Raw genomic sequence first — 26,138 nt, forward strand, 5'->3', positions numbered from 1 at the left:
TGGCAGGCGCCGCGCGACGGCCTCGTCGGATTTCAGCGACGCGGCCAGATGCAGCGCGGTCGTCGTCATGCCGCCCAGGCCGACGATCACGAGCAGCGCGAGGAGCGAGATGCCCTCGGTCGCGGCGACCACCGCCTTGACGCCCAGGAAGCGGAACACCTGACCGGTGATCGTGTCGACGAACGCCTCCGCCGCTTCGACGCCATCCAGTTCCTCGCCGCTCTTCACGGCCCACACGATCGTCAGGGCCAGCCGCGCGCAGCCCCACAGATTCACCGTGACCTGATCCACTTCCGCGGGGATCTTGTACTTCTTGCCGGCGATCTTGAGCGCCGCGGCCCGTCCGTACCCGACGACGGTGTTCAACAGCCAGAGCAGGTTGTTGAGCCCCTTGCCGTCGTTGCACGAGAAGCCGCCCGCGTCGCTCGCGATCATCCACGGCACGCTGAAGAACGCGGAGCCGAAGCCCATGAACAGCGAGCCGGTGCCGATCGCCTCGACCTCGACCTCCTCGGTCTGCAGCGCGATCTCGATGGTGTCGAGAATGGTCGCGGCAAAGATGCAGACCGACGCCGATACGCCGAAGAAGACCGCGATGGCCGATTTCTGCTCGGCGCTGACCATCAGCGAAACCTCGGACTTCGGCGCGATTCCGCTCTGCTCGGCGAGCCACTGCGCGGTGAACGACGACTTGAAGCGGGTGACGCTCGCGGCGTCGGGGAACGGCGCTTCATGCTTCACGAGCTTGTACAGCAACGTGCCGGGGATGGCGACGACGTACGAGAACAGGTCGCGCACCTTGAAGCTCAGCGACGAGCCGGTGATCAGCTTGTAAAGCTGCGACACGAACGGGATTTCCCATTCGGTGTCGAACAGGTCCTTGACCGCACCGATCACGTCGGCGACCAGGTCGAGAATCGTCAGGACCAGGCCCTTGGCCGCGCTCAACGCGAACTGGGTGACGGCCTCCATCACCTTGACGGTGCCGGCGAACAGCAGGTCGAGCACGCGATCGGGCGTGCGGCCGATCTGTTCGAAGTAGGCGGCGGCGTCGTGGAACGCGTTCTTGCCCTGGCCGAACTCGAAGTTGTCGGCGACTGCCTTCAGCTTTTCGCACAGGCCCTGGAGCGGATCGGCGGCGACGGCCAGCGCATCGCCACGGGACAACACGCGCGTCGATTTGTAGTTATCCGAAAAGGCGTTGAGCAGCACGTTGTGGCTGGTCGACTCGCCGATGCGCGGGTCCGGGCGATCGACGTCGTCCGCGTACTGGCCGATCCCGAGCTTCGGGTCGAGTTGCGCGAGGAACGTGTTGACGGCCTTGTCGATCTCCGTCTGCAGGTGGTCGAAACCGGCCGCCACCTGGCCTTTCACCGCCTCGACCGCCAGGAGCAGGTAGTCGAAGGTCGCGTCGAACGTATGGCGGGTGGCCTCCGCCGATCGCTTGATGTCGCCCCACGCGAAGAAGAAGGCCAGCCACTCGTACAGTTCCTTGAAGAACACCTTGAGCTTGTTCCAGATGCCCTCGACGATGTCGAACGCCTGCTGGAAGAGCTTGATGGTCTTGTCGATCAGGTACGTCACGCCGTCGATCAGGAAGTTGAAGACGACCTTGATCTCGTTGACGAGGCGCGTGACCGGATCGACGATGGTCGTCACGACGAATTCCTTCAGGCCGTCGATGATGCGGCCGACGCCGTTCTTGATCGCGTTCCAGATGTCGCCCCAGTCGATGCCGAGAAAGCCGGCATTCGCCAGGGTTTCGTCGCCGGACGACGCGAGCGCGCGGGAGCGCAACAGGTAGGCGCCGGCCTGGTCCGCGGTCAGGTCGTCGTAGTGCACGCCGGTATCGGTGAACGACACCCGCCAGTGCTGGGCGGGCACGTCTTCCGGCACGAGCGCGAACGGGTCGGCCGTGCCACGCGTCGTATGCCGCAGCCCGACGAGCGAGCGGTTGGCGCCGAGGTAGCGCAGGCTCCGGGCCGACGCGTTGGCCGGCATGCCGAACGACATCGACTGGCGCATGATCTTCGCCACGTTCTCGGCGTTTTCGCGGGTCCGGAAATCCCCGGCCAGCAGGTAGGCGCCGGAGGCGGTCTTCGCGTTCCAGACGGCGTCGGTGTCGACCGCGTGCATCTTCTCCTGCAGCGCGCCGTTCGGCTCCACGGTGACGCCTTCGCCCGGCTGCATGAACTGCGTGCGGACGTGGTAGCTGGGGCTCGCGAGGCTGTTGGTGAAGCGCTCGATCACCACCTTGCCGCCGCCGCCCGACAGCACCGGGATCGTGTAGTCCGGGCTCGCCTGGTAGTAGAGGCCGTTGATGCGCAGCGGCACCATCGACGCGGCATCGATCTGCACCCGGGCGTTGACGGCAAGCTGGCCGGCGTCGTCCAGCACCGTGATCTCGGTGGCATGGGTCGGCACCGACGTCATCTCGCCCGTGCCCTGCAGGCGGATTTCCTCGTTGGTCCACTGGGTCGTCTTCGGGTCCTGCCAGAAGCGGTACAGCCTGCTGTCCGACGACACGGAATACGCTTCCGAGTAGCCGGCGGCGTTGCGGCCGACGGTGAATTTCGTGTTGGGCACCGGGTTGCCGAGTTCGAACAGGCTCGACCAGCTCACCTTGTTGAGCCCGCTGCTGATCTGCCGCGTATGGTAGAGCCGCTGATCCTTGCCGATCGCGAAGACCTCGAGCAGGCCGCCTGCGTTGATGACCGCCCGCAGGCCCGTGACCGGCGCCGCGTTGCTGACCAGCACCCAGTCGTCGAACTGGATGCCCGACGTGCTGTATTTCTTCTCGCGCTTTTGCCAGATGCCGAAGTCGGTATCGATGATGAAGATGTTCAGGCGCTTCTCCTGGTCGGCCACGACGGCGAGGTCGATCGCCTTCTTGTAGCCGAGCGTCGTGAAGTAGGAGAAGCGGAAGTCGCTCTGCGCGAACAGCACGGCGTTGTCCGGACCGATGGCGAACAGCGACTGCTGCACCGGATCGTTCGCGCACATTGCGATGCGCTTGACCGTGGCGTTGTCCGGGCTGCCCTGGCTCTTGCGGATTGGTACCCAGTCGGTCGACCCCCAGGTGCCGTCCGGCCGCAGATAGCTGCTGCCGACTTCGTCGTTGTCGAGCACGACGTTGACGTAGACGTTGCCGAAATTCCGGGTCGACAGCATCTGCTTGAGCGGGCGTTTCGCGCCGGCGGGCTGGCAGTCGGCCTGCGCGTAGCGGCCGTCCTGCCATCGGCTCAGCGTCAGCTTGCCGCTGGCGCCGATGCCGAGGAGATTCGGATTGTCGTAGTCGTTGCTGCGCGCGAGACAGGGGCTGATCTGGCTCGCGGTGACGCCGAGGTCGGTTTCGGTCCAGCCGGTGTCCGACTGGTTGTCCGCGCGGATCCGGTAGACCTTCTGCGCGGTGCCGGACGAATAGATATCGAGGCGCCCGGCGGCATTGAGGAACGTCGAGATGTCGCTCGCGCCGGTGACCGGGCGGATGATCTCGTAGCTTTCCATCAGACGGGTGCTGACCTGCAGGCCCGATTTCGGATCGGGTGCGTTGCCGTAGAGCGAAGCGGACAGCGACGGTGGGACGGTATGAACGCCAGGCATGGGATCTCTCCAGTGAAAGGGTGGGCGGTGACGGCTAGGGCGTGTCGCGCGTGAGCGTGCGCGCCGTTTGCAACAGGGGCGCTGTCCAGCGCCAGCGCATGTCGGTGGACGAGCAGACCGTGGCCTGCGCGCCGGCGTGGGGGCCGAGCATCCCGGCCAGCTGCGCGGCCGCGCGCGCGAAACCGGCGACGCCGTGCCGGGCGCCGCGGCGCAGCGCATGCACGAGTTCCCACAGGTCGGGGTAAAAGGCGGTCAGCCGCGCGCGATGCGCGGGGTTCTCCGCGACGAACGCGATGGCGTCCAGCACGGTGTCGCGCGCCGCGCGGCAGGCGGCGTGGCCGGCGCCGCCCAGCGAGGTCAGCGCCGTCGCGACGTTCGCGTTCACGCATGCATCCACCGGATTGGGGGCCGCACGGCGGTCGAGCCAGGTCCGGCACGCCCCTTGCGCGATCCACGGATCGGCGGACTCCGGGCGGTAGTGCAGCCGCCACGGATGCAGCACACGCTCCAGCGCGTCGCAGGCCTCGGCCGCGGTGCGCCGTCCGAAGCGGGCAAGCAGCGTCAGCGCGAGCGCGGTATCGTCGGCATCCGCGGGCAGGTCGACGCCCAGCCAGGACGGCATCCGGCCGGGCGGATAGAAACGGAACGCGCCCGGGCAGGTGAGCGAGGCGCAGCTTTCGAGGAAGTCGAGGCCGCGGGCGATCGCGCGATCGGCCGTCCCGGCCGGCAGGCGCGCAAGCGCGTCGAGGACCAGGGCCGTGACGAAGGCGTTCTCGTCCGCGTAGCGCCGGTCGCCGACGGTCACGCGCGACGGGAACGCGCCGCCGGGCGCCTGCGCGGAGAGGAGCGCATCGAGCGCGTGGACCGGGGCGCGGCTCGCGCGGGCGGGCAACGCGGCGCTCATGACGACGTCTCGGGATGGTCCGGCGTCAGTCCGATGGCCACGGTCGCCGGCTGGTCCGATGCCACGACGATGCCGAACATCCCGTGCCGGGTCACGAAGCCGCTCGCGCCGGCCAGCGGTTCGCTGAGCGCGCGATAGAAGTGCGTGTCCCATCCGCGGGCGGCGGCCACGCGCAGCACCGTTTCGCGGATGCGGCCGTCGCCGCCGAACAGGTCGTTGGCGACCGCATACAGCGTGAACGTCGACGCGCCGTCCGGGCCGGCACCGATGCTGACGCCGAAATCGGCCGCCGGCAGCGCGGCCTCGATCGCGCTGCAGCAGGCATCCTGCAGCAGGCCGAGCACTTCGTCTGCGCGGTGCTCGAGTCGTGCCGCCGCCATCAGCAGCGGCACGTCCGCGCGGAACAGCCGGCGCGTGCGGAGGTAGAGCTCGGCGCGCCGGCCCGCCGGTTGCCAGCCGGCCATGACGGGCCACGCGCCGCGCCGGACGATGCCCGACAGGTCGCCGAGATGGCGGGTGCCCCAGGCCAGCGCGTGCTCGGCGCCGCGCCCGGGCACCTCCGCATAGAGCTTGAAGCGGGGCTTGCCGGCGCCGTGCCGGCCGCCGATCCATGCGCCGTAGGCGAGCGCCGCGTTGTCCTGGAACGACGCGATCGCCGCGAGGTCCGCGGGTTCGATCGACTCGTCCGACAGCGCGGCGATCGCGGCACCCGCGCGACTCAACCGGCGCGCGGGCGGCGTGTCGGGGCCGGCGGGCTCGACGGTATAGCGCAGTTCCGGGCGGCCGAACGCGATGGAGATTTCCACCGGAAAGCCGCTGCGTCCCAGTTTGCTGTCGTTCCAGGCGGCGGGTTCCGCCGGCGAACGGTCGCGCAGCAGGTGCCGCAGCGCGGCGTCCGGCGCGGGCGCCGCGGCCTGGCGTGCGGGCGTCCCGTGCGAGGACGCCAGCGCCAGCGCTCGCTGCACTGCCGGGTGGAGTTCGGCCATGGGCATGGTGGGCGTTCGTGCGTGAAGGCCGCGCTCAGGACAGCGTCGGCGGCAGCGACAGGCGCGGGTTGTCGCTGGACGTCGGTGCCTTGTGCTGTGGCGACGTGCCGTCGGCCGGATAGTAGGTCGCCGACCATCGGAACGACGGGCCGTAGGTTCCCGATGGCGGCAGGTAGGCCCACCACGCATCGGCGCTGTTGCGGTCGAACGAGATCGTCTGTTCGTTTTCACGTGCGGCATCGCTGCCGGTCCACAGGCTCGCTTCCACGCGCACGTAGCGCTCCCAGGAGACGGACTGCGCCGATACCTGGACCGTCGCGAGCGCGATCTCCGGCCCGGCGGGCGTCAGCTCGAATGGCGATCGGGTCAGCGCGATCGGCTTCGGCCTGCCGCCAACGTCGGGCGTTGCCGTGCCCGCGAAGCTCAGCACGACCCGCTCCGGCTCGACCGCGGCGACGCGCGTTTCCCAGGTCGGCGCGCTCGGGGTGAGGTTGATCTGCGGCAGGCCGGTCTGGAGTTGCCAGCCGGAGCCCAGTTCGAGCGTCTGGACCGACGTGAGGCGCATCGCGCTGTAGAGCGGCGGCGTGGTCAGCATGCCGGGCGCAAAGACGCGCACCAGCCGCGTGCTGAGCGGATAGGGCACCTCGAAGCGGCCCTGCGGCACGGCCTCGCCCTCGAGGTTCGTCGATCCGCTGGACAGCACATAGGTCAGGCCGGCCACCAGCGGCCGCGCACGATCGTAGTCCTGGCCGGGGCGCAGCAGGACCGACCGTTGCGCGCGGGACAACTCGGCCGTCTTGGGTTGGTTGTCGTACTGCCAGGTCAGCGTCACTTTCTCGACCACGTCGAAGTCGATGGCGTCGCTGGCCAGCAGGATGCGGCCGAAATCGTCGAGCACGATCGACCGCGCGCCGTCGCTCGCGCGGGCCGGCGCGGTCCACGCAGGCGTGCCGTCGGTATAGGTGACCGTCCAGTCGTAGACGAACCATGCCTGTTCCGGCGGCGCGAACGGCAGCGAGAGCGTCACGCTCGGGTGCGTCTTGGCGAGTTCTGCAGTCCTGACCACGCCGTCGTAGCCGGTCACGCGCAACGCGACGGCGGCCACCGCGAATGCGTCGACGTCGGCGGCGGCGATCGAGAAGCGAACGTCGGCCGGCGGCGCGGGGATGATGGCGATGCCTTGCGTGGCCACGCCCGTGCCGGATCGCCGGGTGCCGTCCGTCATCGCGTAGTCGGCGGCCCATTCGACGATGCCCGGGCCGGGCAGCGCGAAGCACCACGCATACGGCCGCTCGCGGGTGAAGGTGTGGGACTGTCCCCCGACGGCGACCTGTACCGAGGACACGGCCGTCCAGTCGAGCGCGTCGAGCAGCGCCGTGACGGAGACGGGTTCGGCGGCGCCGCCGATCGTGGCCTCGGTGCCGACGAAGGGGACCGGAGCGCGCGCGACCTGTTCGCCGGCCTCGTAATCGAGCACCGAGGCGTAGAACGCCTGTCCCGTGTCGGCCGCGGCCACGTCGATCTGCCACGTGCGCCGCGGCGTGTCGGTGTCGAGGACGAGCGTCGCTTGCTGGTAAGCGTTGCGTACCGGATCCTTGAACTCGAGCAGCAGCGTCGCCCGCCGGGGGGCGGGAGGCGATGCGGGGCCGGATTCGGTCGCCAGCTTGACGGTGTAGGTGAGCGTTGTCATGGTCGCGCGCTTGGGTCGGTCGGGAGGGCGGTCAGACCAGGTCGGTCTCGTCGGCCTTGTCGGTCTCGTCGAGGTCGCGGGTCAGGACGTCGCTTGCCGGCAGCCGTACCGAATAGACCGGCTTCGTCCCGCCCTTGGTATCGTGGGGCAGCACCAGCGTGTTGTTGTCGTAACTGCCCTGCGGCCCTTCGACGCCGCGGTTGGTCCCGGCTTCGAAGTAGGTCGTCGCGTACTGGAATTCCGTCGACGCATCGACTTCGCGCGCGAACGTGTAGTAGTAGGGCGACGGGAGGATCGTGGTGCCGTTCGACAGCGTCGTGGGCTTGAAGATGCAGGAGTCGATGTCGGTCTTGCCCGACCCCGACGCGCGGTACATCTGGACTTCGACCTGGATGTACGTCTTCCAGTCGACCAGCGACGGATCGAACGTCACCGTGAAGGGCAACTGGACCGGGAACACGTCCAGTGCGAACGACGGCGTGTTGCCGTAGCGCACCTTGCGGACCGCGACGGATTTGCGCGTGTTGTTCTTGTCGCGGTAATAGACCGTGCCGTCGACCTGGACGGTCGAGGTGCTGCGCTTGACGGCCTGGTATTCCCACGTGCCGGTGTAGTAGTCCTCGATCCCCAGTTCGTGGAACTTGTGCGTCTGGCGATCCGGGCTGTCCGGCTGGTCGGTGTAGCCGGTCGTCAGCGAGACGCCGGTGATCGCCGGCAGCGCGATACTACCCCCCGGAATCGTGTCGTTCATGACGGTGACCGTGAAGTCGGCGGGGGCGATCATGCTGTAGACGGTCAGGGTCTGGCTGTTCACCACCGGGTACACCGACTGCGGCTGGTTGACGATGATGTCGCCGTTCGTCAGCACGTAGGTGACCGCATAGCTGTAGTTCGCGCCGCTCGGCTGATAGCTGTGGCTGCGGAACTGCACGGCCTGGGCGTTCTTGGTGACCTTGCGTTGATCGACGAACAGCTTGGAGCCGGCGGTCGGCAGGTACGTGAAGTCGATCAGCACGAAGTCGACGTTGTTGCCCGGTTTTTCCGATGCGAATGCGATGTTCGAGCAGATGAACTCGGCTTGCTGGTAGCCGAGGTCGGTGTTGGAAATCTGGAGCTGGTCGCTGCTGCTCTTGAATGGCGGCGACGTGAAGGCATCGCCGTCTTCGGGCTCGACCTGGTACCAGTACGTGTATTCCGATACGAATTGCTTGTTCGCGCCGAAGAAACCGTTGGATTCGTAATGCCAGGTATTGGCCGTGTCGGCGGTGAATGCGTTGGATTCCGGCTGGCCCTTGCCCGGATAGTCGATCGTCACGGTGACCTTCCTGATGCCCGCGTTCTTCAGGTCGGCCGACATCGTCACGGACACATCCAGCGTGCGGTTGTCGACCGTCTTGTCCAGCCGGCTCCAGACCGTCTTGTCGAAGGTCGGCAGGAAGCCCTGCGGCATGATCGTCCAGTCGATGACCTCGTTTTCCTGGTAGACGCGCTGGAACGAGCCGATCGAGTTGATGCTGAAATCGTCGGCCGCGCTCGCGCCGAGGCGGCGCGCGACATCGTCGGCGGCGGCCTGGACCAGCCCCTCGAGCGTCGTGAACGCCCAGTCGTGGACGCGTTGCCGGAACTCGTCCGACGGCTGGACCGACCACGCCAGGTCGACCTTGCCGGAATCGGACTTCTGCATGTATTCGCGGATCGTGGTGCGCCGTCCGGTCTCGCTGCCCCAGACGTTGCGGTCGATGTGGACGGTCTTCTGGTAGCTGGCGGCGATCGCGCAGTCGTAGGTCACGGTGGCCTTGACGGCCGGCAGCTGGCTCAGCGTCGTGGCGACATACTGGATCGACCAGGTCGACAGGCCGACGCCCGAGTCGAAGATGTCGCGAATCGCCTTGACGTCGGCGGCGGTCTTCAGGTCGATGATGAACGTCGCCGCGTTGCTGCCGAAATTGGACGGCGTGACGTTGAGCTGCGTATCGGGCGCCGTGGACGGAAGCGTCAGCGTCAGGAACGCCTGGGCGTCGTTCCACACGAACTGGCCGAATTCGATGCCTTGGCCCAGGACGTTCTTCACGGCCTGGTAGGCCTCCGGGTCGATCACGAGTTCGGCCGTAAACGTCACCGTGCCGGCCGAGCCGCTGTTCGTCCTGAACTCGGTCAGCGCGAACGCCGGAAGGGTGATGCCGTCGACGGTCTGGGTGGCGAGCTGGGGTTTCGGCACGATGTACCAGAGATTCGTGTTCGCGAAATCGCGATAGACGGTGACGCTCTTCCTGTCGTTGTCGTACTTGATGACTCGGGAGTCCTGAATATTGATCATTTCCATCTCCAGTTGAGAACGTGTGGTGTGTCATGCGAGTCCGGCGGAAATTCGCGCGCGGTGCGGCCCGAATCCCCGCCCCCGGACGGAGGGCCGGGTCGAGGTGCGGGGTTTCCGAACCGCGTTACGCCGGACATGTGCCGGTTCGAGGTCAAACGCTCACGGACCCTTCGGGCGGGCTTCCCGTATCGATGCGCCGAAGGTACAGGTGGAAATTAGGCAGTCTGGTGCGACGGTGCAATTACAGGCAATTACACCTGGCGCGATGGCGTGAGACCGATCGGTGCCGGGCGAGGAACGTGGGCCGCGGGCGGCGCCTGGTTGGCGCCGGGAACGAACCGGAAGGGGCGCGCCGGGTGGCGCGCGGATCGTTTGTCGGCCCCCGGGCCGAACGGGGCACGATTTTCCCGATCAAGCGGTCGCGACCGGTAAAACTTGATCGGTAAATGTCCGGACGCGCAGTGAATTATTTTCCGGCTATAGTGAAACCACTGAGGGTAGACGCGGCGCCTTTTGCCGATGCCGTTCAGGTCACGACTGTAGACGGGTGCTGTATGAAAAATAAAACCGACAAGATCACCGGACCGATCTGGGGCGTAGCAGCAGGATTGCTTCTTGCTGGGGCAGGATTGAGTCTGGGCATTCTCCCGGCGTCGCTGCGCGGCGCGGGAAGCGCAAACGACTTCATGGCGTCCGGCATCGCGATGCTCGGCATCTTTCTGGTCGTTTATTCCACGCACGAATTGCGAAGACAGCGCACGCACTGAGCGTTCGCGCGCCGCCGATCCACGAACGACGACCTGAGCGGGGCGGCCGCACGCTCGCGCGCGGTGCGCTTACGCCTTGCGGATTTCGTGGTTGTAGACGAGTTCGACGATTCGCTTCGTCGGAATACTGGCGCGCAGCCCGTCGACACCGTCGATCGGAAACCACTTGCATTTCTCGATCTCGTTGCTCGCTTGCGGCGTCTGGTCCGGGCCGACTTCCGCAAAGAACACGTGATGGATCTTCGCGAGCCCGGTGAACTGCATCGAATACGTCAGGTCCTGGCCGGTCATGCCGGTTTCTTCGCACAGCTCGCGATGCGCGGCCTCGAGCGGCGTTTCCCCGCGTTTGATGGTGCCGCCGGGCAAGGCCCAGCGCGACGCCGTGCGCGCGACGAGCAGCACGCGCGCGTCGCGGTAGCAGACGATGGTCGCGCGTTCCTTGACCTGGACGGTCGTTGCCGCGGGGGCGTTGTTGGGGGCGGGGACTTGGGGCATATCGTGATTCTAACCAGCACGAATCGATCGACCAAGGTGGCCTGACCGGGTTTGACTTTTGATTGTCCTGGCCGGCGCGCCCAAGCGCCGTCGGGGCCATGCCGCGCCGGCTACCCGGCTGCGGCTCAAGCATCGGGTGCCGCGCGTGCTGCAACCGGCCAGGCCGCAAGTCATCCTGACCGGTTCCACGTCAGCGCTTCGGCAGAGCGGGCGGCCGGACGTCGCGTTCGGCGCGTCGAGGTTCGCGCGCAGCGGCGCCGCCTGTCAGGCACGCCGCGTCGCCCTGCGGCGCGTCCGGTCATTTCTTTTCCGGCAGGAACCAGTTCATCACGAGCGCGCAGATGCCGCCCGTCGCCACACCCGATTCCAGTACGTTCTTCAGCGCGTGCGGCAGGCTGTTGAGGATGTCCGGCACCTGCGACACGCCGAGGCCGAGCGCCAGCGACACCGCGATGATCAGCAGCGCGCGACGATCGAGCTGGACACCCGCGAGGATGTTGATGCCCGAGGCGGCCACCGCGCCGAACATCACCATCGCCGCGCCGCCGAGCACGGGCTCCGGCACGGCCTGCAGCACGCCGGCGACGACCGGGAACAGGCCGAGCACCACGAGCATCCCCGCGATCCAGATGCCGACGTGGCGGCTCGCGACGCCGGTGATCTGGATCACGCCGTTGTTCTGCGCGAACACCGAGCTCGGGAACGTGTTGAACACGCCGGCCAGCAGCGAGTTCGCGCCGTTGACGAGCACGCCGCCCTTGATGCGCTGCATCCACACCGGGCCTTCGACCGGCTCGTTCGAGATCTTGCTGGTGGCCGTGACGTCGCCGATCGCCTCGAGCGACGTGACGAGATAGATGATCAGCATCGGCACGAACAGCGACCACGAGAAGCCGATGCCGAAGTGCAGCGGCGTCGGCACCTGGAACAGCGCGGCCTGGTGCATGCCCGTGAAGTCGAGGCGGCCGAGGAACGCGGCCGCGAGGTAGCCGATCACGAGCGCGATGACGAGCGCGGTACTGCGTACCCAGACGACCGGCACGCGGTTCAGCAGGATGATCGTGCCGAGCACGAGCCCCGACAGCGTCAGGTTCTCCGCGCTCGCGAACGTGCCCTTGGCCATCGCGCCGTAGCCGCCGCCCATGCTGATGAGGCCGACCTTGATCAGCGTGAGGCCGATCAGCAGCACGACGATGCCGGTGACGAGCGGCGTGATCAGGCGCTTCACGAACGGCAGGATGCGCGACACGCCCATCTCGACGAACGAACCGGCGATCACGACGCCGAAGATCGCGGCCATCACGGTCTCGACCGGCGTGCCTTGCTTGACCATCAGGCTGCCGCCCGCGATCAACGGGCCGACGAAGTTGAAGCTGGTGCCCTGGACGATCAGCAGGCCGGCGCCCAGCGGGCCGAAGCGCTTGCACTGGACGAAGGTGGCGATGCCGGAAATCACCAGCGACATCGACACGATCAGGGTCGTATCGCGGCTGGGCACGCCGAGCGCCTGGCAGATCAGCAGGCCGGGCGTGACGATCGGCACGATGATCGCCAGCAGGTGTTGTAGCGCGGCGACGAACGCAACCATCGGCGCCGGCCGGTCGTTCGGGCCGTAGACGAGGTCGCGGGCCGCATCGGCGGCGTCGGCGCCGTGGGCGACGGGTTGGGCGGAGGAGGCGGGTTGCATGGCGAGCGGGCCGGACAAGGTGGAAAGTGCGGCATTTTAGCCGAAGGCTCCGCCCGCGCCGCCGGCGCGCGCTGCGCTGGTGGGGATTCGGCGGAGCGAGGAAAGGGGCTGGATCGGCGCCGGGCGGCCAGCGGGTTGGCCGCGCGTCAGCCGGCCTTGCGGGTGCCGGCGCCGCGCGCCGTCGCGCGCGGCGCCCGGGAATCCGGATACGCACGCTGGCAGACCGCGATGACCGCGTCGCGCAGACGGCGCTGCACCGGGTCGCCGTGCATGCGCGGATGCCACAGCGCGGACACGAGGATGGCCGGCAGGCGAACCGGGATCTCGAAGCTGCGCAGCCCGAGGGCATCCGTGAGCCCCGGCGAGAAGGCGTTGCCGAGACACGAGCGCGGCACGAGCGCGATCAGGTCGGTGCTGGCCGCGACGCGCATCGCGTCGGGGTAGCCGGGCACCACGACGTGCACGGGCGGGCCCGAGCCGGTTCGATCGGCCGAATCGCCGGCCGGCCCGCTGAAATCGCCGAGCTGGGCCGAGATGACGTGACGGCAGGCCGCGTAGCGCGCCGGCGTGATCCGGGCCGACGCGAACAGCGGGTGCCCGGCGCGCGCCACCGCGACGTGCCAGTCGTGAAAGAGCATGCGCGTGTGCAGTTCGGGCGCATCGTCGCCGCGCTTGCCGATTTCCAGGTCGACCGTGCCGTCGCGCAGCGCCTGCGGATCGCGGTCCGGCTTCGCTACGAAGCGGATACGCACGTGCGGGGCGATTTCGCCGAGCGCGGCGACCACCGGGCCGGACAGCATTTCCATGAACGACGCGGCCGCCCGAATGGTGAACGTCGCCGCGAGCGTCGCCATGTCGACGTCGGCCGTGGCCGGCCGCAGCACGGCGCGTGCGTCGCTCGCGAGCGCATGCACGCGATCGCGCAACGCGGCCGCGTGCGGCGTCGGCACGAGCCTGCGCCCGGCGCGGACGAGCAACGGGTCGCCGGTGGCCAGCCGCAGCCGCGTGAGCGTGCGGCTCATCGCGGACGTGCTCAGGCCAAGGCGGCGCGCGGCGCCGGTCACGCTGCTTTCCGACAGCAGCGCGTCGAGGGCGGTGACGAGGTTCAGGTCGATGTCTTCCATCCGGACAGGATACGCGCGTTGCGCGGCTGACATGGCGTTGGATGCAACGATGGATTGCATCCGGTGCGTCTGGCGCCTGCTGTAATGCCTGCCTATAGTGGGCGCATGACGCAATCCGGCAAAGGCGGACCCCATGCAATCGACCGAATCGAATCGAAACATCCCCGCGATCCTGCTCGTCGCGGCCTCGCGCGGCCTCGGGCTGGCGATGGCGGAAGCATTCCTGGACAAGGGCTGGAACGTGACGGGCACCGTGCGCGAAGGATCGGGACGCACGAAGCTGCACGACCTCGCGGGCCGGTACGACGGCCGGCTCGACATCGAGATGCTCGACATCTGCGAGCCCGCGCAACTGGCCGCGCTCCGCGAGCGCCTGTCGGGCCGGCGCTTCGACATGCTGTTCGTGAATGCCGGGACGACCAACGACCCGGGTGAAACGATCGGTGAAGTGACGACCGACGAATTCGTGCGCGTGATGATCACGAATGCGCTGGCGCCGATGCGTACGATCGAGGCAATGCAGGATCTGGTGACCGACGACGGCCTGATCGGCGCGATGTCGTCGGGGCAGGGCAGCGTCGCGAACAACGTCAGCGGGATGCGTGAGGTGTATCGCGGCAGCAAGGCGGCGCTGAACCAGTTCATGCGCAGCTTCGCGGCGCGCCAGGCCGACAAGCGGCGTGCGCTGGCGCTGATGGCGCCCGGATGGGTGCGCACCGAGCTCGGCGGGCCCGAGGCGCGCCTGACCATCGACGAGAGCGTGCCGAGCCTCGTCGACGTGCTGCTGGCGAAGCGGGCGCGGCCGGGGCTCGAATACCTCGACTATCTGGGGCGCACGGTGCCGTGGTAGCCGCCGTGGCGTCGGCGGGCGGAAAGGGCGGCCGGTTGCGATCCGGCTTGCGTTGAAAGCGTCGCGGAACCCGACGGTTTCAGCGCCCGGTCGCGGTACTGCGAACGCATGGCCGATTGAATACAATGCGACGACGAGCCAGTGATACGGTGCCGCGTCTTCGCGTTCGACGCATTGCGCGCGTCCCGTCACGGCAGGTTTCCGCAAACACGGAGCGCAGCATGAGCCAACCCTACCTGCAGGTCATCGCGCACTTCTTCGCGTCTCCCGGCAATGGCGGCCGCGTGGTCGAACTGCTCGCGGAACTCGCGACGGCGACGCGCGCCGAGCCGAAGAATCTCGACTACGAATATTTCCGGTCGCCGGAGAATCCCGACCACATCGTGATCCTCGAGCGCTACCGCGAGGCGGACGGCCTCGACGTACATCGGGAAACGCCGCATTTCCAGCGAATCGGAGTCGGTGCGATCTTTCCGTTGCTCGAGCGCCGCGAAGTATCGCGCTTCATGGTGCAGCCGGACACCGGCACGGCGACGCCACCGGGAGGCACCCGATGAACCCGTTTCAATTCCGTACCGTTCCGACGCAGATCGTCGAATTCGGCGCCGCGCGCCGGCTCGGCGCGCTGTTGCGCGAGCGCTTTCCGGCGCTCGCGCGGCTGTGCGTCGTCACCGATGCGTTCCTGCATCGCAGCGGCGTGCTCGCGCCCGCGCTGGAGAGTCTCGCCGCACACGGCTGGCAGGTGACCGTGATCGACGACGTGATCGCCGATCCGCCCGAGCACGTGGTGCTCGAAGCGACCGAGCGCGCCGTCGAGGCGGATGCCGAGATCGTGCTCGGCCTGGGCGGCGGGTCGTCGATGGACGTCGCGAAGCTGATCGCGGTGCTCGCGCCGCGGCAGCAGGCGCTGGCCGACATGTACGGCGTCGACAAGGTCGCGAGCGCGCGGCTGCCGCTCGTGCAGATGCCGACGACGGCCGGCACCGGCTCCGAGGTCACGGCCGTGTCGATCGTGACGGTCGGCGAGGCGCGCAAGATGGGTGTCGTGTCGCCGCACCTGTTCGCGGACGTCGCGATCCTCGACGCGGAACTCACGCTCGGCCTGCCGCGTGCGGCCACCGCCGCGACCGGCATCGACGCGATGGTACATGCGATCGAGGCGTATACGTCCGCGCGGCTGAAGAATCCGGTGTCCGACATGCTGGCGACGCACGCGCTCACGCTGCTGTCGCGCAACCTGCTCGCGGCATGCGACGACGGCCGCAACCGGCACGCGCGCGAGGCGATGCTGGTCGGTGCGATGTTCGCGGGGCAGGCATTCGCGAACGCGCCGGTCGCGGCCGTGCATGCGCTGGCCTATCCGGTCGGCGGCATTTTCCACGTGCCGCACGGGCTGTCGAATGCACTGGTGTTGCCGCATGTGCTGCGCTTCAATGCGCCGGCCGCCGCGCCGCTGTACGCGGAACTCGCGGCGATCGTCGCGCCGTCGGCGACCGGCAGCGACGAAGCGCGCACGCATGCGCTGATCGCCGAGATCGACCGGCTGATCGTCGCGACGGGCATTCCGCGCACGCTGCGCGAAGTCGGCATCGGCGAGCGCGACCTGCCGCGCATGGCGTCGGATGCGATGCTGCAGACGCGCCTGCTCGTGAACAATCCGCGCGAGGTGACGGAGACCGACGCGCTGGAGATCTACCGGCAGGCGTGGTGACGCGGCGCGCGGCCGCCCGGCAGGTTCAGGCGCGCGACGCGTCGGCGCCGGCCGCCACCACGTACGCCGACGCCTGCTTCGTGCCGTCCGGCCGCGTCTGCAGGTACACGCCCTGGATCTCCGGCTCGAAGCCCGGCAGCGCGTTGATCCCGGCTTCGAGCGCCCGGAAGTAGTCGAGTGCCGGGCCGCCCCAGGCTTCGCCGGGCACCACGCAGAAGATGCCGGGCGGATAGGGCAGCGCGCCTTCGGTCGCGATCCGGCCTTCGATGCGCTCGAGCGTGACGAGCTCGACGTTGTTGCGGATCAGCTCGGCGTTCGCGGCCTGCGGCTGCATCACCTGCTTCGGAAACTGCGCGCGCCGGAACATCTGCTTTTGCAGGTGCTTCATGTCGTGGCTGCGGTAGAAGTCGTGCATGCGCTGGCACAGCTGCCGCAGGCGCATGGTGCCGTACAGCTCCGGATAGGCTTCGCACAGCGACGGAATCGCTTCGCGCAGCGGCGTGTCCTCGTCGAGATGGCGTTCGAACTGCGCGAGGTGCGCGACCAGATGCTGCAGCTTGCCGAAGCTCTCCGACGGCGTGAGCAGGAACAGGATCGTGTACAGGTCGGCTTTCTCGGGCACGACGCCGTGCTCGCGCAGGTAGCGCGCGAGGATCGGCGCCGGCGCGCCGAACGGCGCGTACTCGTGCGTGTCGCGATCGATGCCGGGCGTCGTCAGCAGCAGCTTGCATGGATCGACGAAGTACTGGTCGTCCGCATAACCTTCGAAGCCGTGCCACGTGTCGGACGGGTGGAAGCGGAAGAAGCGCAGGTCGTCGACGATCTGCTCGGTCGGGTAGTCGGCCCACGGGCGGCCGTCGATCTGTTGCGGAACGAACGGACGGATCTGGCGGCAGGTCTTCATCAGCAGCTTGCGCGTATCGACACCGTGTGCGACGCAGTCGCGCCACAGACGCTTGCCGGCCGGGCCCGCGTGCATCTGCGCGTTGACGTCGAGCGCCGCGAACATCGGGTAGAACGGGCTCGTCGACGCGTGGATCATGTACGCGTTGTTGAAGCGGCGGTGATCGCAGAAGCGCTTCTGGCCTTCGATGTGGCTGTCCTTCTTGTGGATCTGCGACGTTTGCGAGAAGCCTGCCTGCTGCTTGTGCACCGACTGCGTGACGAAGATGCCGGGATCGTCGGGGCCGAGCGTCAGCATCAGCGGCGAGCAGTCCTGCATCATCGGGATGAACTGCTCGTAGCCGACCCACGCCGAATCGAACAGGATGTAGTCGCACAGATGGCCGATCCGGTCGACGATCTCGCGGGCGTTGTAGATCGTGCCGTCGTAGGTGCCGAGCTGGATCACCGCCAGCCGGAACGGGCGCGGCAGGTCCGCGCGCTCGGGCGCGACGTCGCGGATCGCGTCACGAATGCGCGCTTCGTCGAGCGCCGCGCTGTCGACGCCGCCGATGAGGCCCCACGCGTTGCGCGCGGTTTCGAGGTACACCGGCCGCGCGCCGGACAGCACCAGCGCGCCGAGGTGCACCGACTTGTGATTGTTGCGGTCGAACAGCACGAGATCGTCCGGCGCGAGCAACGCGCTCGTGACGACCTTGTTCGACGTCGACGTGCCGTTCAGCACGAACCAGGTCTTGTCCGCGTTGTAGATCCGCGCGGCATTGCGCTGCGCTTCCAGCGCCGGGCCTTCGTGGATCAGCAGGTCGCCGAGCCGGACGTCCGCGTTGCAGAGGTCCGAGCGAAAGATCGTTTCGCCGAAGAAGTCGAAGAACATCCGGCCGAGCGGATGACTGGAGAAGAACTGGCCGCCCTGGTGGCCCGGGCAGTCGAACTCCACGTAGCCGCGCTGCACGTATTCGCGCATGACCTTGAAGAACGGCGGCAGCAGGTTCTCGCTGTAGATGTCGGCGGCGGCGGAAATCTGTCGGCCGTAGTAGTGGCGGCCGCCGTGCCGGAGCTGGATCACGCCGCTCGCGCGCGGCAGCACCGACGGCGGCACTTCCTGGTCGGGCTCGACCGCGACGAAGAACGGAATCGCGAAACCGGTTCTTTCGACGGTATTCAGCACCTTTTGTGCCGAATCAATTCCGACGACGACTGCCGCGATATTCGTGAAATCGGTCTGGAATACGTCGACCTGTTCGTGCGTGGTGAGGAAGGCGCCAATCAGCGCCGGCTCGACTGCGATTTTCAACAGGCTCACGCAAACTCTCCCGTAAATGTGCGGAAGCGGGAGCCGTATTCGCACCGGCACGTCGCTCCGATCCGACATGCGCCGCAGCCGATTGAAACGCTCCCGCGAATGCCGAAGGCCGAATGCGCGCTGCGCGATGGAGCCTTGCGCGGCGCGGCACGGCCGCGATCGGGCCGTGCCCGGTGCAGCCGATCGTAGCAACAAAAGCGTGCGAATTCAATCGACCGGAATCGACAATGTCATTCAAGGATGAGAAGGATCAAATAATCGGGAATTGCCGTGCTGCATTGCACATAAAAATGATTCAATTATGAAATCCGTTTTGAAAGGCGCCGATGGTTTTACCGAATCGTCAGCTTTTCACCGAAAGGCATCTATGGCATAGTCGGCTCCGAATTGGATGGCGAATCAAACCGGAATTGCGAGCGTCTCACGCCGCGGACCGTGGCCTGCTGTTCGCGTGCTCGTGAGATGAACAACACAACAATCGAAGCATCGGAACCGCGAGGGCAACATCATGAATACTTCTGCCAATGGCATTCGTCGGCTCGGCATGCGCGCGCTGCTGGTCGACGACGAGATCACGCAGGAAACGGCGACCGGGCGAGCGGTTCGTACGCTGAGCGCGGAGCTCGCGCAACGCGACATCGACGTGCTCACGGCGACCTCCGCCGACGATGCGATCATGCTGATCCGTTCCGATCCGTCGATCCAGTGCGTGCTGCTCGACTGGGATCTCGGCGTGGACGGCCACGGGCCGTCCGAGGCCGTGGTCGACGCGGTCCGGCAGCGCAACGGCAACGTGCCGATCTTTCTGCTGGCCGACCGCAGCGTGGCATCGTCGGTGCCGTCCGCGGTGATGGGGCAGGTCGACGATTTCGTGTGGCTGCTCGAAGATACGGCCGACTTCATCGGCGGCCGCATCCACGCGGCGATCGAACGCTATCGCGCGAACGTGCTGCCGCCGATGTTCGGCGCGCTCGCGAAGTTCTCGCGCGTTTACGAGTATTCGTGGCATACGCCCGGCCATACGGGCGGCACGGGCTTCCTGAAATCGCCGGTCGGCCGTGCGTTCTTCGAATACTTCGGCGAATCGCTGTTCCGCTCGGACCTGTCGATCTCGGTCGGCGAACTCGGCTCGCTGCTCGATCACTCGGGCCCGATCGGCGAAAGCGAACGCTACGCGGCGCGCGTGTTCGGCGCGCATCGCACGTATCACGTGACGAACGGCTCGTCGACGTCGAACCGCATCATCCTGATGGCGAGCGTGAGCCGCGACCAGATCGCGCTGTGCGACCGCAACTGTCACAAGTCGGCGGAGCACGCGATGACGATGTCGGGCGCGATCCCGACCTACCTCGTGCCGACACGCAACCGCTACGGGATCATCGGGCCGATCGCATCCGAGCGTCTCACGCTGACGGCGATCCGCGAGGCGATCGCGTCGAACACGCTCACGGCCGGGCTGGCCGATCGCCAGCCGAAGCACGCGATCATCACGAACTCGACGTACGACGGGCTCTGCTACAACGTCACGCGCGTGGAAGAACTGCTCGGCGCGAGCGTCGACCGGTTGCATTTCGACGAAGCCTGGTACGGCTACGCGCGTTTCAACCCGATCTACCGCGACCGCCATGCGATGCACGGCGACCCGCGCGACCATCATGCCGACCGGCCCACGGTGTTCGCGACGCAGTCGACGCACAAGCTGCTGACCGCGTTGTCGCAGGCGTCGTACATCCACGTGCGCGACGGCCGCAGCCCGATTCCGCATGGCCAGTTCAACGAAACGTTCATGATGCATGCGTCGACGTCGCCGAACTACGCGATCATCGCGTCGAACGACGTCGCGGCGGCGATGATGGACGGCCCCGGCGGCGCGGCGTTGACGCACGAGTCGATCGAGGAGGCCGTCGCGTTCCGGCAGATGATCGCGCGGATGAACAACGAATTCGGCGCGAAGGGCGACTGGTTCTTCGAATGCTGGCAGCCCGACACGGTACTCGAGGCGCGCACGGGCCGTACGCTGCCGTTCCACGACGCGCCGGCCGAGCTGCTCGCGAGCGACCCGTCATGCTGGGTGCTGCGCCCCGGTGCGCAATGGCACGGCTTCGGCAACATCGAGGACGGCTACTGCATGCTCGATCCGATCAAGGTGTCGATCGTCACGCCGGGCGTCGCACCGGCCGGCGGCCTGATGCCGGTCGGCATCCCGGCGAGCGTCGTGACCGCGTATCTCGACGCGCGCGGGATCGTCGTCGAGAAGACGACCGACTTCACGATCCTGTTCCTGTTCTCGATCGGCATCACGAAGGGCAAGTGGGGCTCGCTCGTCAGCGCGCTGTGCGATTTCAAGCGCGACTACGACGCGAACCTGCCGCTCGACATGGCGATTCCGTCGCTCGCGAAGGAGCATGGCGCGCGCTACGCGGGCATGGGGCTGAAGGACCTGGCCGACACGATGTTCGCGGCGATGGAACAGCTCGGCACGACCCGGCTGATGTCGGAAGCGTTCTCGATCCTGCCGAAGCCGGAGATGAGCCCGGTGCGCGCGTACGAGCATCTCGTGCAGGGCCGCGTCGAGCAGGTCACGCTCGACGAACTGGCCGGGCGCACCGTCGCCACCGGCGTCGTGCCGTATCCGCCGGGCATTCCGCTCTTGATGCCGGGCGAGAACGCGGGGCCGGCAGGCGGCCCGGTGCTCGGCTACCTGAAGGCGCTCGAGGCGTACGACCGGCGTTTCCCGGGTTTTGCGCACGACACGCATGGCGTGGAAGTCGAGGACGGCACGTACCGCGTGTACTGCCTGACCGCGTGAGCGCCCGAACGAACGAGCGACCGGCCGCGCGGCGGCCCCACATCGAAGGATCGACATCATGGAAAACGCAGCGCGCATGACCGACGCGGCCCCGGCGGCCGTGCAGAAGAACCGGATGAACGTCTGGCAGCTGACCATTCTCACGGCGGTCAACATGATGGGCTCCGGCATCATCCTGCTGCCGTCGAAGCTCGCGCAGGTCGGCACGATCTCGCTGCTGTCGTGGATCGTCACGGCCGGCGGCTCGCTCGCGCTGGCCTACGCGTTCGCGCGCTGCGGGATGCTGAGCCGCAAGCCGGGCGGGATGGGCGGCTACGCGGAGTACGCGTTCGGCAAGGCCGGCAACTACATGGCGAACTATACGTACGGGCTGTCGCTCGTGATCGCCAACGTCGCGATCGGCGTCACGGCGGTCGGCTACGGCACCGTGCTGTTCGATGCGACGCTGTCGCCGCTGCAGACGGGCCTGTGGACGATCTTCCTGCTCGTGCTCACGACGGTCGCGAACTTCGGCGGCTCGCGCATCACCGGCCGGATCGGCTCGGTGACCGTGTGGGGCGTGATCATTCCGGTCGTCGTCGTGTCGCTGATCGGCTGGTTCTGGTTCAGCGGCGCGACCTGGGGCGCGGCATGGAACCCGGGCAACCTGCCGTTCGGGCCGGCCGTCGGCAGCTCGATCGCGGTGACGCTGTGGGCTTTCCTCGGGCTCGAATCGGCGTGCGCGAACTCGGACGCCGTCGAGAATCCGGAGCGCAACGTGCCGATCGCCGTGCTCGGCGGCACGATCGCGTCGGCGATCTTCTACATCGTGTCGACCAACGTGATCGCGGGCATCGTGCCCAACGCGATCCTCGCGAAGTCGAACGCGCCGTTCGGCATCGCCTTCGCGACGATGTTCACGCCGACCGTCGGCACGATCGTCACCGCGCTGATGGTGATCGCGTGCATCGGCTCGCTGCTCGGCTGGCAGTTCACGGTCGCGCAGGTGTTCAAGAGCTCGGCGGACGTCGGCTACTTCCTGCCGGTGTTCGCGAAGGCGACGCGCACGGGCACGCCGATCGTCGGCATGGTGATCCTGCTCGTCGCGCAGGTCGTGCTGGCGCTGATGACGATCAGCCCGGAACTGAGCAGCCAGTTCCAGAAGATCGTCGATCTCGCGGTCGTGACGAACCTCGTGCCCTACGTGATGTCGATGGCCGCGCTGATCACCATCCAGAAGGTCGCGAAGGTACCGCCCGGCAAGGCGCTGGTGACGAACGTGGTCGCGATGGTCGCCACCGCGTACAGCTTCTATGCGCTGTTCAGCTCGGGCGAGCAGGCGCTGATGCTCGGCGGCCTGTGCGTGTTCCTGGGCTGGACGTTGTTCGGTTTCGTCAGCGCGCGCTTCTACCAGATGGAGGTCGACGCGCACGTGAAGGAGCCGGGGAAGTCGCTGCAGGCGTGAGCGCGGCCGCCGGCGGCCGGTGACGGCTACCGGTGGTGCTGCGTGAGCCGCGGCGGGAGTGCCTGCTTCAGCAGGTCGACGACCGCGCGCACGCGCGGCGGCAGCGGCCGCTGCGCGTGCACGAGCACGTTGAGCGCGAAGTCGGGAACGGCGTATTGCGGCAGGAGCCGGACCAGCCGGCCGTGCGCGAGCGCGTCGGCGCACGCCGGCTGCTGGACCACGCCGATGCCCCCGCCCGCCGCGATCGTGTCGAACATCGGGCGCCAGTGGCTCGTGGTCATGACCGTCCGGATCCGCGCGTATTCGACCGCGCCGCCGTCATGCTGCAGCGGCACCTGTTCGCTCGCGAACACGCCTTTCACGCGGATGAACGGGTGGTGCGCGAGATCGGCCTTCGTTTCGATCGGGCCGTGCCGGTCCAGATACGACGGCGCGGCGACGAGCACGCGGCCGACCGCGCCGAGCGCGTACGCGACGAACCCGCCGTCGCCCAGCTGGCCGACCCGGATCGAAATATCGACGCCCTCGGTGACCGGATCGACGATTTCGTCGTTCAGCACCAGGTCGATATGCAGCTTCGGATAGGCGGTGCGAATCTGCATCAGCACACCCGGCATCACGACCTCGCCGAAGCATTGCGGCGCCGCGAGCCGGATCGTGCCGTCGAGCGCGTTTTCCGTCTTCGATACCGATGCGACCGCCATTTCGGCCGCTTCGAGCAGCGCCTTGCTGCGTTCGTAGAAGAGGCGGCCTTCCTCCGTGCAGGCGAGGGTGCGTGCACTGCGCATCAGCAGCCGCGTGCCGAGATGCTTTTCGAGTTTTTCGATGCGTTCGCTGACGGCCGGCTGGCCCATGTCGAGATCCCGCGCCGCGCCGGACATCGTTCCGCGCTCCACGACCCTGACGTAGATGCGCATCGTCGCCAACAAATCCATGAAGTCGCGCCTTTTGTCTTCCGGTTCGATTCCTGCCGATCGACGGATGGTACCAAAGCAGCGGCGGTGCGGCGGTGTGCGTGGCGCCGATAGTGACTATCGGCAAGAGGGCGGCCGGTGCCGAAGCCGCGTGCGTTCGGCGGCGTCGTGAGCGAAAATCGGCTTCCTTGCGCGCGACCGACAGGAGAGCACGACATGACGCAACCGACCGAAGCGATACGCACGCACTGCGTCGCATGGCAGATCGAGCGGACGTGGCAGGCGTGCGAATGGTGCCGGCTCGCCGAATCGCACTCGGGCATCGACCTGTCGGGTTCGGTGTCGGGCGCGATCGACGGCACGCCGTTTCGCGTCGACTACGCGATCGCATGCGGCGCCGACTGGCTCACGCGCTCGGCCCGCGTGACACGCTGGGCCGGCACGACGCGGCAGCAGTGGGACATCGCCTGCGATGCCGGCCAATGGACGATCGACGGCGTCGAGGCGCCGGCGCTTGCCGGTGCGACCGATATCGACCTCGGTTTCAGCCCGTCGACCAATACGCTGCCGATCCGGCGGCTCGCGCTCGCCGTCGGCGAATCGGCCGTGATCCGCACGGCGTGGTTGCGCTTTCCGGATGTCGACCTGGTGCGCGGCGAGCAGCGCTACACGCGCACGGCACCGCGGCGCTATCGCTACGAGAGCGGCACGTATGCGGCCGATATCGCGGTCGACGACGCGGGACTCGTCACCGACTACGACGAATGGCGGCGCATCGGCGCCGCGGCCGCGCCGTAACGCGTCAGCGTGCGCTGGCGACCGACAGCTTGCCCGGAATCAGCTTCAGCGTGCTGAACGTGTCGGCGATGTTCTGCTGATACGCGACCGTCGCATCGGTGATGGGCTGCACGCCGTAGCCGGCGCGCTTGAGCGCGATTTCGAGCGTCGGCGCGTCGAGGCCGACGAGCGGTGACAGTTGCGTGGCGACCTCGGGCACGTGATCGCGGGCCCAGCGGTCGACCGCGTCGACTTCGTCGAGCAGCGTGCGCAGCACCTGCGGGTGGGCGGCCGCATACTTGCGCGCGGCGAGGTAGTACTGCGTGTTGCGCACGAGCCCGTTGCCGTTCGCGACCACGCGCGCGCCGAGCTGCCGCTCGGCGGCGGCGAAGTACGGATCCCAGATCACCCACGCATCGACACTGCGCTGCACGAACGCGGCACGTGCGTCGGCGGGCGTCAGGTAGATCGGCTGGATGTCCGCATACGTGAGGCCCGCGCGTTCGAGCGCCTTCACGAGCAGGTAGTGGACGTTCGAGCCCTTGTTGAACGCGACTTTCTTGCCGCGCAGTTGCGCGACGGTGCGAATCGGCGAATCGGGCAGCACGATGATCGCCTCGCCCTGCGGCGCGGGCGGCTCGTTGCCGATATAGACGAAATCGACGCCGCCCGCCTGCGCGAAGATCGGCGGCGTTTCGCCGACCGTGCCGACGTCGATCGCACCGGCGTTCAGTCCTTCGAGCAGTTGCGGGCCGGCCGGGAACTCGAGCCATTGCACGGCGACGCCCTGGCTCGCCAGACGCTTCTCGAGCGTGCCGCGTGCCTTGAGCACGACGAAGTTGCCGTACTTCTGGAAGCCGATGCGCAGCCGCGTGCCGGTGTCGTCGGCGAGCGCGGGCCGGGCCGCGAGCGGGCCGAGCGCGAGCCCGGCCAGACCGGCGGCCGCGCCGTGCAGCCAGCGGCGGCGGCGCGGGTTCGCCGGGGTCGTTTCAATGTCTGCGAGCGGGGTGTCGTTCATCGGGTCATCCTGCGTGCGGGTTCACGGGCCGCGCGCGAGGACGGCGCGGCCGGCGCACGGCAGGGCCGGATGCGGGCGATGCACGCAACGGGCCCGGCCCGCGCCGGATTCAGGACGATACGGCGGCCCCGGCCGGTGGCCAACCAACGAATGCGTATATGCAAATCAGCGGCGCGGCGGTGTTCAATCGGTGCCGGCGGCGCTTTCCTCGATCGCGTCGACCCGGTCCGGATAGAACGCGAGGTGCCCGCGAATCGCCTCGACGGCCGGGTACGGCTGCTCGTAGGTCCAGACCGCGTTGATCGAGCGTTCGCCGCCCGCCGGAATCGAGTAGTACGCGCAGTCGCCCTTGTACGGGCAATAGGTCGCATGGTCGGTGCGTTGCAGCAGCGACAGGTCGGCGTCTTCGCGCGGCAGATAGAGCACGGCCGGGTAGCTGGCCTCGCGCAGTACCAGCGCGCGGCGCGTATCGGCGACGACCTTGCCGGCCACCTTGACCACCACGCGCCGCGCATGGGGTTCGACCGTGATCGGATGATCGGGGCCCGGCGATTTCACGGGGCGGGCGGGCGTATCGGGGCTGATCGACATCGTGGGTCCTCCATGACGCGGCGGTGCGGCGGCGCCGGGCGGATCCCGGCGCCGCCGGTGCCGGCGTTAACCAGCCGATACGATGCGCTCATTCCGGAAAGTCTGCAGGGGGCCGGAAGGCGGCGGCGCGAAAGGCCGCCGGATCGCGCGCCGGCGCTCGCGTGGACGTTTTCATGCACGGGCAGCGGGATGCGTCGGCAACGATAAGCAACGCCGAATTAATTGGTAAGCGATCGGCGGGAGGC

19 protein-coding genes are annotated in these 26,138 nt (G+C 67.8%); 7 read left to right on the top strand and 12 right to left on the bottom strand.

Translation table 11 applies throughout. The annotated features are described in order from the left end of the window. From G3N62_RS20910 to G3N62_RS20930, 5 genes are all read right to left on the bottom strand, one after another. The coding region (locus G3N62_RS20910) for a hypothetical protein (protein ID WP_206141289.1) at positions 1-3,603 on the bottom strand (3,603 nt) is incomplete at its 3' end. Between the two features lie 34 nt (positions 3,604-3,637). Beyond that, positions 3,638-4,507, bottom strand: a complete 870-nt coding sequence (locus G3N62_RS20915; protein WP_124668938.1) for a hypothetical protein — start codon at positions 4,505-4,507, stop codon at positions 3,638-3,640. Continuing rightward, the gene (locus G3N62_RS20920; RefSeq protein WP_124668939.1) at positions 4,504-5,499 is read right to left on the bottom strand and encodes a hypothetical protein; all 996 of its coding nucleotides are present in this window, start codon (positions 5,497-5,499) and stop codon (positions 4,504-4,506) included. Before G3N62_RS20920 ends, G3N62_RS20915 begins: the two co-directional genes overlap by 4 nt. Before the next feature lie 28 nt (positions 5,500-5,527). Beyond that, on the bottom strand, positions 5,528-7,183 hold the full coding sequence (locus G3N62_RS20925; protein ID WP_124668940.1) for a hypothetical protein: 1,656 nt from the start codon (positions 7,181-7,183) through the stop codon (positions 5,528-5,530). 31 nt (positions 7,184-7,214) lie between these two features. Then, entirely contained in the window at positions 7,215-9,500 is a 2,286-nt protein-coding gene (locus G3N62_RS20930) for a hypothetical protein (RefSeq protein ID WP_124609795.1), read from the bottom strand. Between the two features lie 554 nt (positions 9,501-10,054). Here G3N62_RS20930 and G3N62_RS20935 point away from each other — a divergent pair. Continuing rightward, positions 10,055-10,267, top strand: a complete 213-nt coding sequence (locus G3N62_RS20935; protein WP_034185851.1) for a hypothetical protein — start codon at positions 10,055-10,057, stop codon at positions 10,265-10,267. 69 nt (positions 10,268-10,336) lie between these two features. On the opposite strand, the gene G3N62_RS20940 is transcribed toward G3N62_RS20935, so the two are convergent. The 3 genes from G3N62_RS20940 to G3N62_RS20950 all read right to left on the bottom strand — a co-directional run bounded on the left by G3N62_RS20940 (position 10,337) and on the right by G3N62_RS20950 (position 13,573). Continuing rightward, the gene (locus G3N62_RS20940; protein WP_034185852.1) at positions 10,337-10,762 is read right to left on the bottom strand and encodes an NUDIX hydrolase; all 426 of its coding nucleotides are present in this window, start codon (positions 10,760-10,762) and stop codon (positions 10,337-10,339) included. Positions 10,763-11,060: 298 nt separating this feature from the next. Next, positions 11,061-12,449, bottom strand: coding sequence for a nucleobase:cation symporter-2 family protein (locus G3N62_RS20945; protein WP_049028406.1), 1,389 nt, complete (start codon positions 12,447-12,449; stop codon positions 11,061-11,063). Positions 12,450-12,595: 146 nt separating this feature from the next. After that, complete coding sequence (locus G3N62_RS20950) at positions 12,596-13,573, bottom strand: LysR substrate-binding domain-containing protein (RefSeq protein ID WP_059558303.1); 978 nt, start codon at positions 13,571-13,573, stop codon at positions 12,596-12,598. Positions 13,574-13,706: 133 nt separating this feature from the next. On the opposite strand from G3N62_RS20950, the gene G3N62_RS20955 reads away from it, so the two are divergent. From G3N62_RS20955 to G3N62_RS20965, 3 genes are all read left to right on the top strand, one after another. Further along, on the top strand, positions 13,707-14,423 hold the full coding sequence (locus G3N62_RS20955; RefSeq protein WP_124668941.1) for an SDR family oxidoreductase: 717 nt from the start codon (positions 13,707-13,709) through the stop codon (positions 14,421-14,423). Positions 14,424-14,644: 221 nt separating this feature from the next. Beyond that, a complete protein-coding gene (locus G3N62_RS20960; protein WP_124668942.1) occupies positions 14,645-14,980 on the top strand; it encodes a putative quinol monooxygenase in 336 nt (111 codons plus the stop codon). Continuing rightward, on the top strand, positions 14,977-16,134 hold the full coding sequence (locus tag G3N62_RS20965; RefSeq protein WP_059558299.1) for an iron-containing alcohol dehydrogenase: 1,158 nt from the start codon (positions 14,977-14,979) through the stop codon (positions 16,132-16,134). Before G3N62_RS20960 ends, G3N62_RS20965 begins: the two co-directional genes overlap by 4 nt. Before the next feature lie 25 nt (positions 16,135-16,159). Here the strand turns inward: G3N62_RS20965 and G3N62_RS20970 are convergent, their stop codons facing one another. Then, entirely contained in the window at positions 16,160-18,340 is a 2,181-nt protein-coding gene (locus tag G3N62_RS20970; protein ID WP_185733027.1) for an ornithine decarboxylase, read from the bottom strand. A 508-nt stretch (positions 18,341-18,848) separates the two neighbouring features. On the opposite strand from G3N62_RS20970, the gene G3N62_RS20975 reads away from it, so the two are divergent. Both G3N62_RS20975 and potE read left to right on the top strand, forming a co-directional pair. Next, positions 18,849-21,149, top strand: a complete 2,301-nt coding sequence (locus G3N62_RS20975) for an Orn/Lys/Arg decarboxylase N-terminal domain-containing protein (RefSeq protein WP_124668944.1) — start codon at positions 18,849-18,851, stop codon at positions 21,147-21,149. Between the two features lie 58 nt (positions 21,150-21,207). Then, positions 21,208-22,593, top strand: a complete 1,386-nt coding sequence (potE, locus tag G3N62_RS20980) for a putrescine-ornithine antiporter (protein WP_124668945.1) — start codon at positions 21,208-21,210, stop codon at positions 22,591-22,593. Between the two features lie 26 nt (positions 22,594-22,619). On the opposite strand, the gene G3N62_RS20985 is transcribed toward potE, so the two are convergent. Next, positions 22,620-23,528, bottom strand: a complete 909-nt coding sequence (locus tag G3N62_RS20985; protein WP_124668946.1) for a LysR family transcriptional regulator — start codon at positions 23,526-23,528, stop codon at positions 22,620-22,622. Positions 23,529-23,723: 195 nt separating this feature from the next. On the opposite strand from G3N62_RS20985, the gene G3N62_RS20990 reads away from it, so the two are divergent. Beyond that, positions 23,724-24,305, top strand: a complete 582-nt coding sequence (locus G3N62_RS20990) for a putative glycolipid-binding domain-containing protein (protein ID WP_124668947.1) — start codon at positions 23,724-23,726, stop codon at positions 24,303-24,305. Between the two features lie 4 nt (positions 24,306-24,309). Here the strand turns inward: G3N62_RS20990 and G3N62_RS20995 are convergent, their stop codons facing one another. Together G3N62_RS20995 and G3N62_RS21000 are read right to left on the bottom strand one after the other, a co-directional pair. Next, on the bottom strand, positions 24,310-25,302 hold the full coding sequence (locus tag G3N62_RS20995) for a sulfonate ABC transporter substrate-binding protein (protein ID WP_124668948.1): 993 nt from the start codon (positions 25,300-25,302) through the stop codon (positions 24,310-24,312). Positions 25,303-25,485: 183 nt separating this feature from the next. Beyond that, positions 25,486-25,893 carry a DUF427 domain-containing protein gene (locus G3N62_RS21000; protein ID WP_034185864.1) on the bottom strand — a complete coding sequence of 136 codons (408 nt, stop codon included), beginning with the start codon at positions 25,891-25,893 and terminating at the stop codon, positions 25,486-25,488. Positions 25,894-26,138 lie beyond the last annotated feature (245 nt).

It is taken from the genome of Burkholderia sp. Tr-20355, from assembly GCF_017104685.1.
Taxonomy (GTDB): domain Bacteria; phylum Pseudomonadota; class Gammaproteobacteria; order Burkholderiales; family Burkholderiaceae; genus Burkholderia; species Burkholderia seminalis.

Coding starts and splice junctions, on each gene's coding strand:
- G3N62_RS20940 (WP_034185852.1), bottom strand. CDS start 10,762: ATGCCCCAAGTCCCCGCCCCCAACAACGCCCCCGCGGCAACGACCGTC.
- G3N62_RS20985 (WP_124668946.1), bottom strand. CDS start 23,528: ATGGATTTGTTGGCGACGATGCGCATCTACGTCAGGGTCGTGGAGCGC.
- G3N62_RS20925 (WP_124668940.1), bottom strand. CDS start 7,183: ATGACAACGCTCACCTACACCGTCAAGCTGGCGACCGAATCCGGCCCC.
- G3N62_RS20915 (WP_124668938.1), bottom strand. CDS start 4,507: ATGAGCGCCGCGTTGCCCGCCCGCGCGAGCCGCGCCCCGGTCCACGCG.
- G3N62_RS20920 (WP_124668939.1), bottom strand. CDS start 5,499: ATGCCCATGGCCGAACTCCACCCGGCAGTGCAGCGAGCGCTGGCGCTG.
- G3N62_RS20960 (WP_124668942.1), top strand. CDS start 14,645: ATGAGCCAACCCTACCTGCAGGTCATCGCGCACTTCTTCGCGTCTCCC.
- G3N62_RS20995 (WP_124668948.1), bottom strand. CDS start 25,302: ATGAACGACACCCCGCTCGCAGACATTGAAACGACCCCGGCGAACCCG.
- G3N62_RS20930 (WP_124609795.1), bottom strand. CDS start 9,500: ATGATCAATATTCAGGACTCCCGAGTCATCAAGTACGACAACGACAGG.
- G3N62_RS20975 (WP_124668944.1), top strand. CDS start 18,849: ATGAATACTTCTGCCAATGGCATTCGTCGGCTCGGCATGCGCGCGCTG.
- G3N62_RS20935 (WP_034185851.1), top strand. CDS start 10,055: ATGAAAAATAAAACCGACAAGATCACCGGACCGATCTGGGGCGTAGCA.
- G3N62_RS20990 (WP_124668947.1), top strand. CDS start 23,724: ATGACGCAACCGACCGAAGCGATACGCACGCACTGCGTCGCATGGCAG.
- G3N62_RS20945 (WP_049028406.1), bottom strand. CDS start 12,449: ATGCAACCCGCCTCCTCCGCCCAACCCGTCGCCCACGGCGCCGACGCC.
- G3N62_RS21000 (WP_034185864.1), bottom strand. CDS start 25,893: ATGTCGATCAGCCCCGATACGCCCGCCCGCCCCGTGAAATCGCCGGGC.
- G3N62_RS20955 (WP_124668941.1), top strand. CDS start 13,707: ATGCAATCGACCGAATCGAATCGAAACATCCCCGCGATCCTGCTCGTC.
- G3N62_RS20965 (WP_059558299.1), top strand. CDS start 14,977: ATGAACCCGTTTCAATTCCGTACCGTTCCGACGCAGATCGTCGAATTC.
- G3N62_RS20950 (WP_059558303.1), bottom strand. CDS start 13,573: ATGGAAGACATCGACCTGAACCTCGTCACCGCCCTCGACGCGCTGCTG.
- potE (WP_124668945.1), top strand. CDS start 21,208: ATGGAAAACGCAGCGCGCATGACCGACGCGGCCCCGGCGGCCGTGCAG.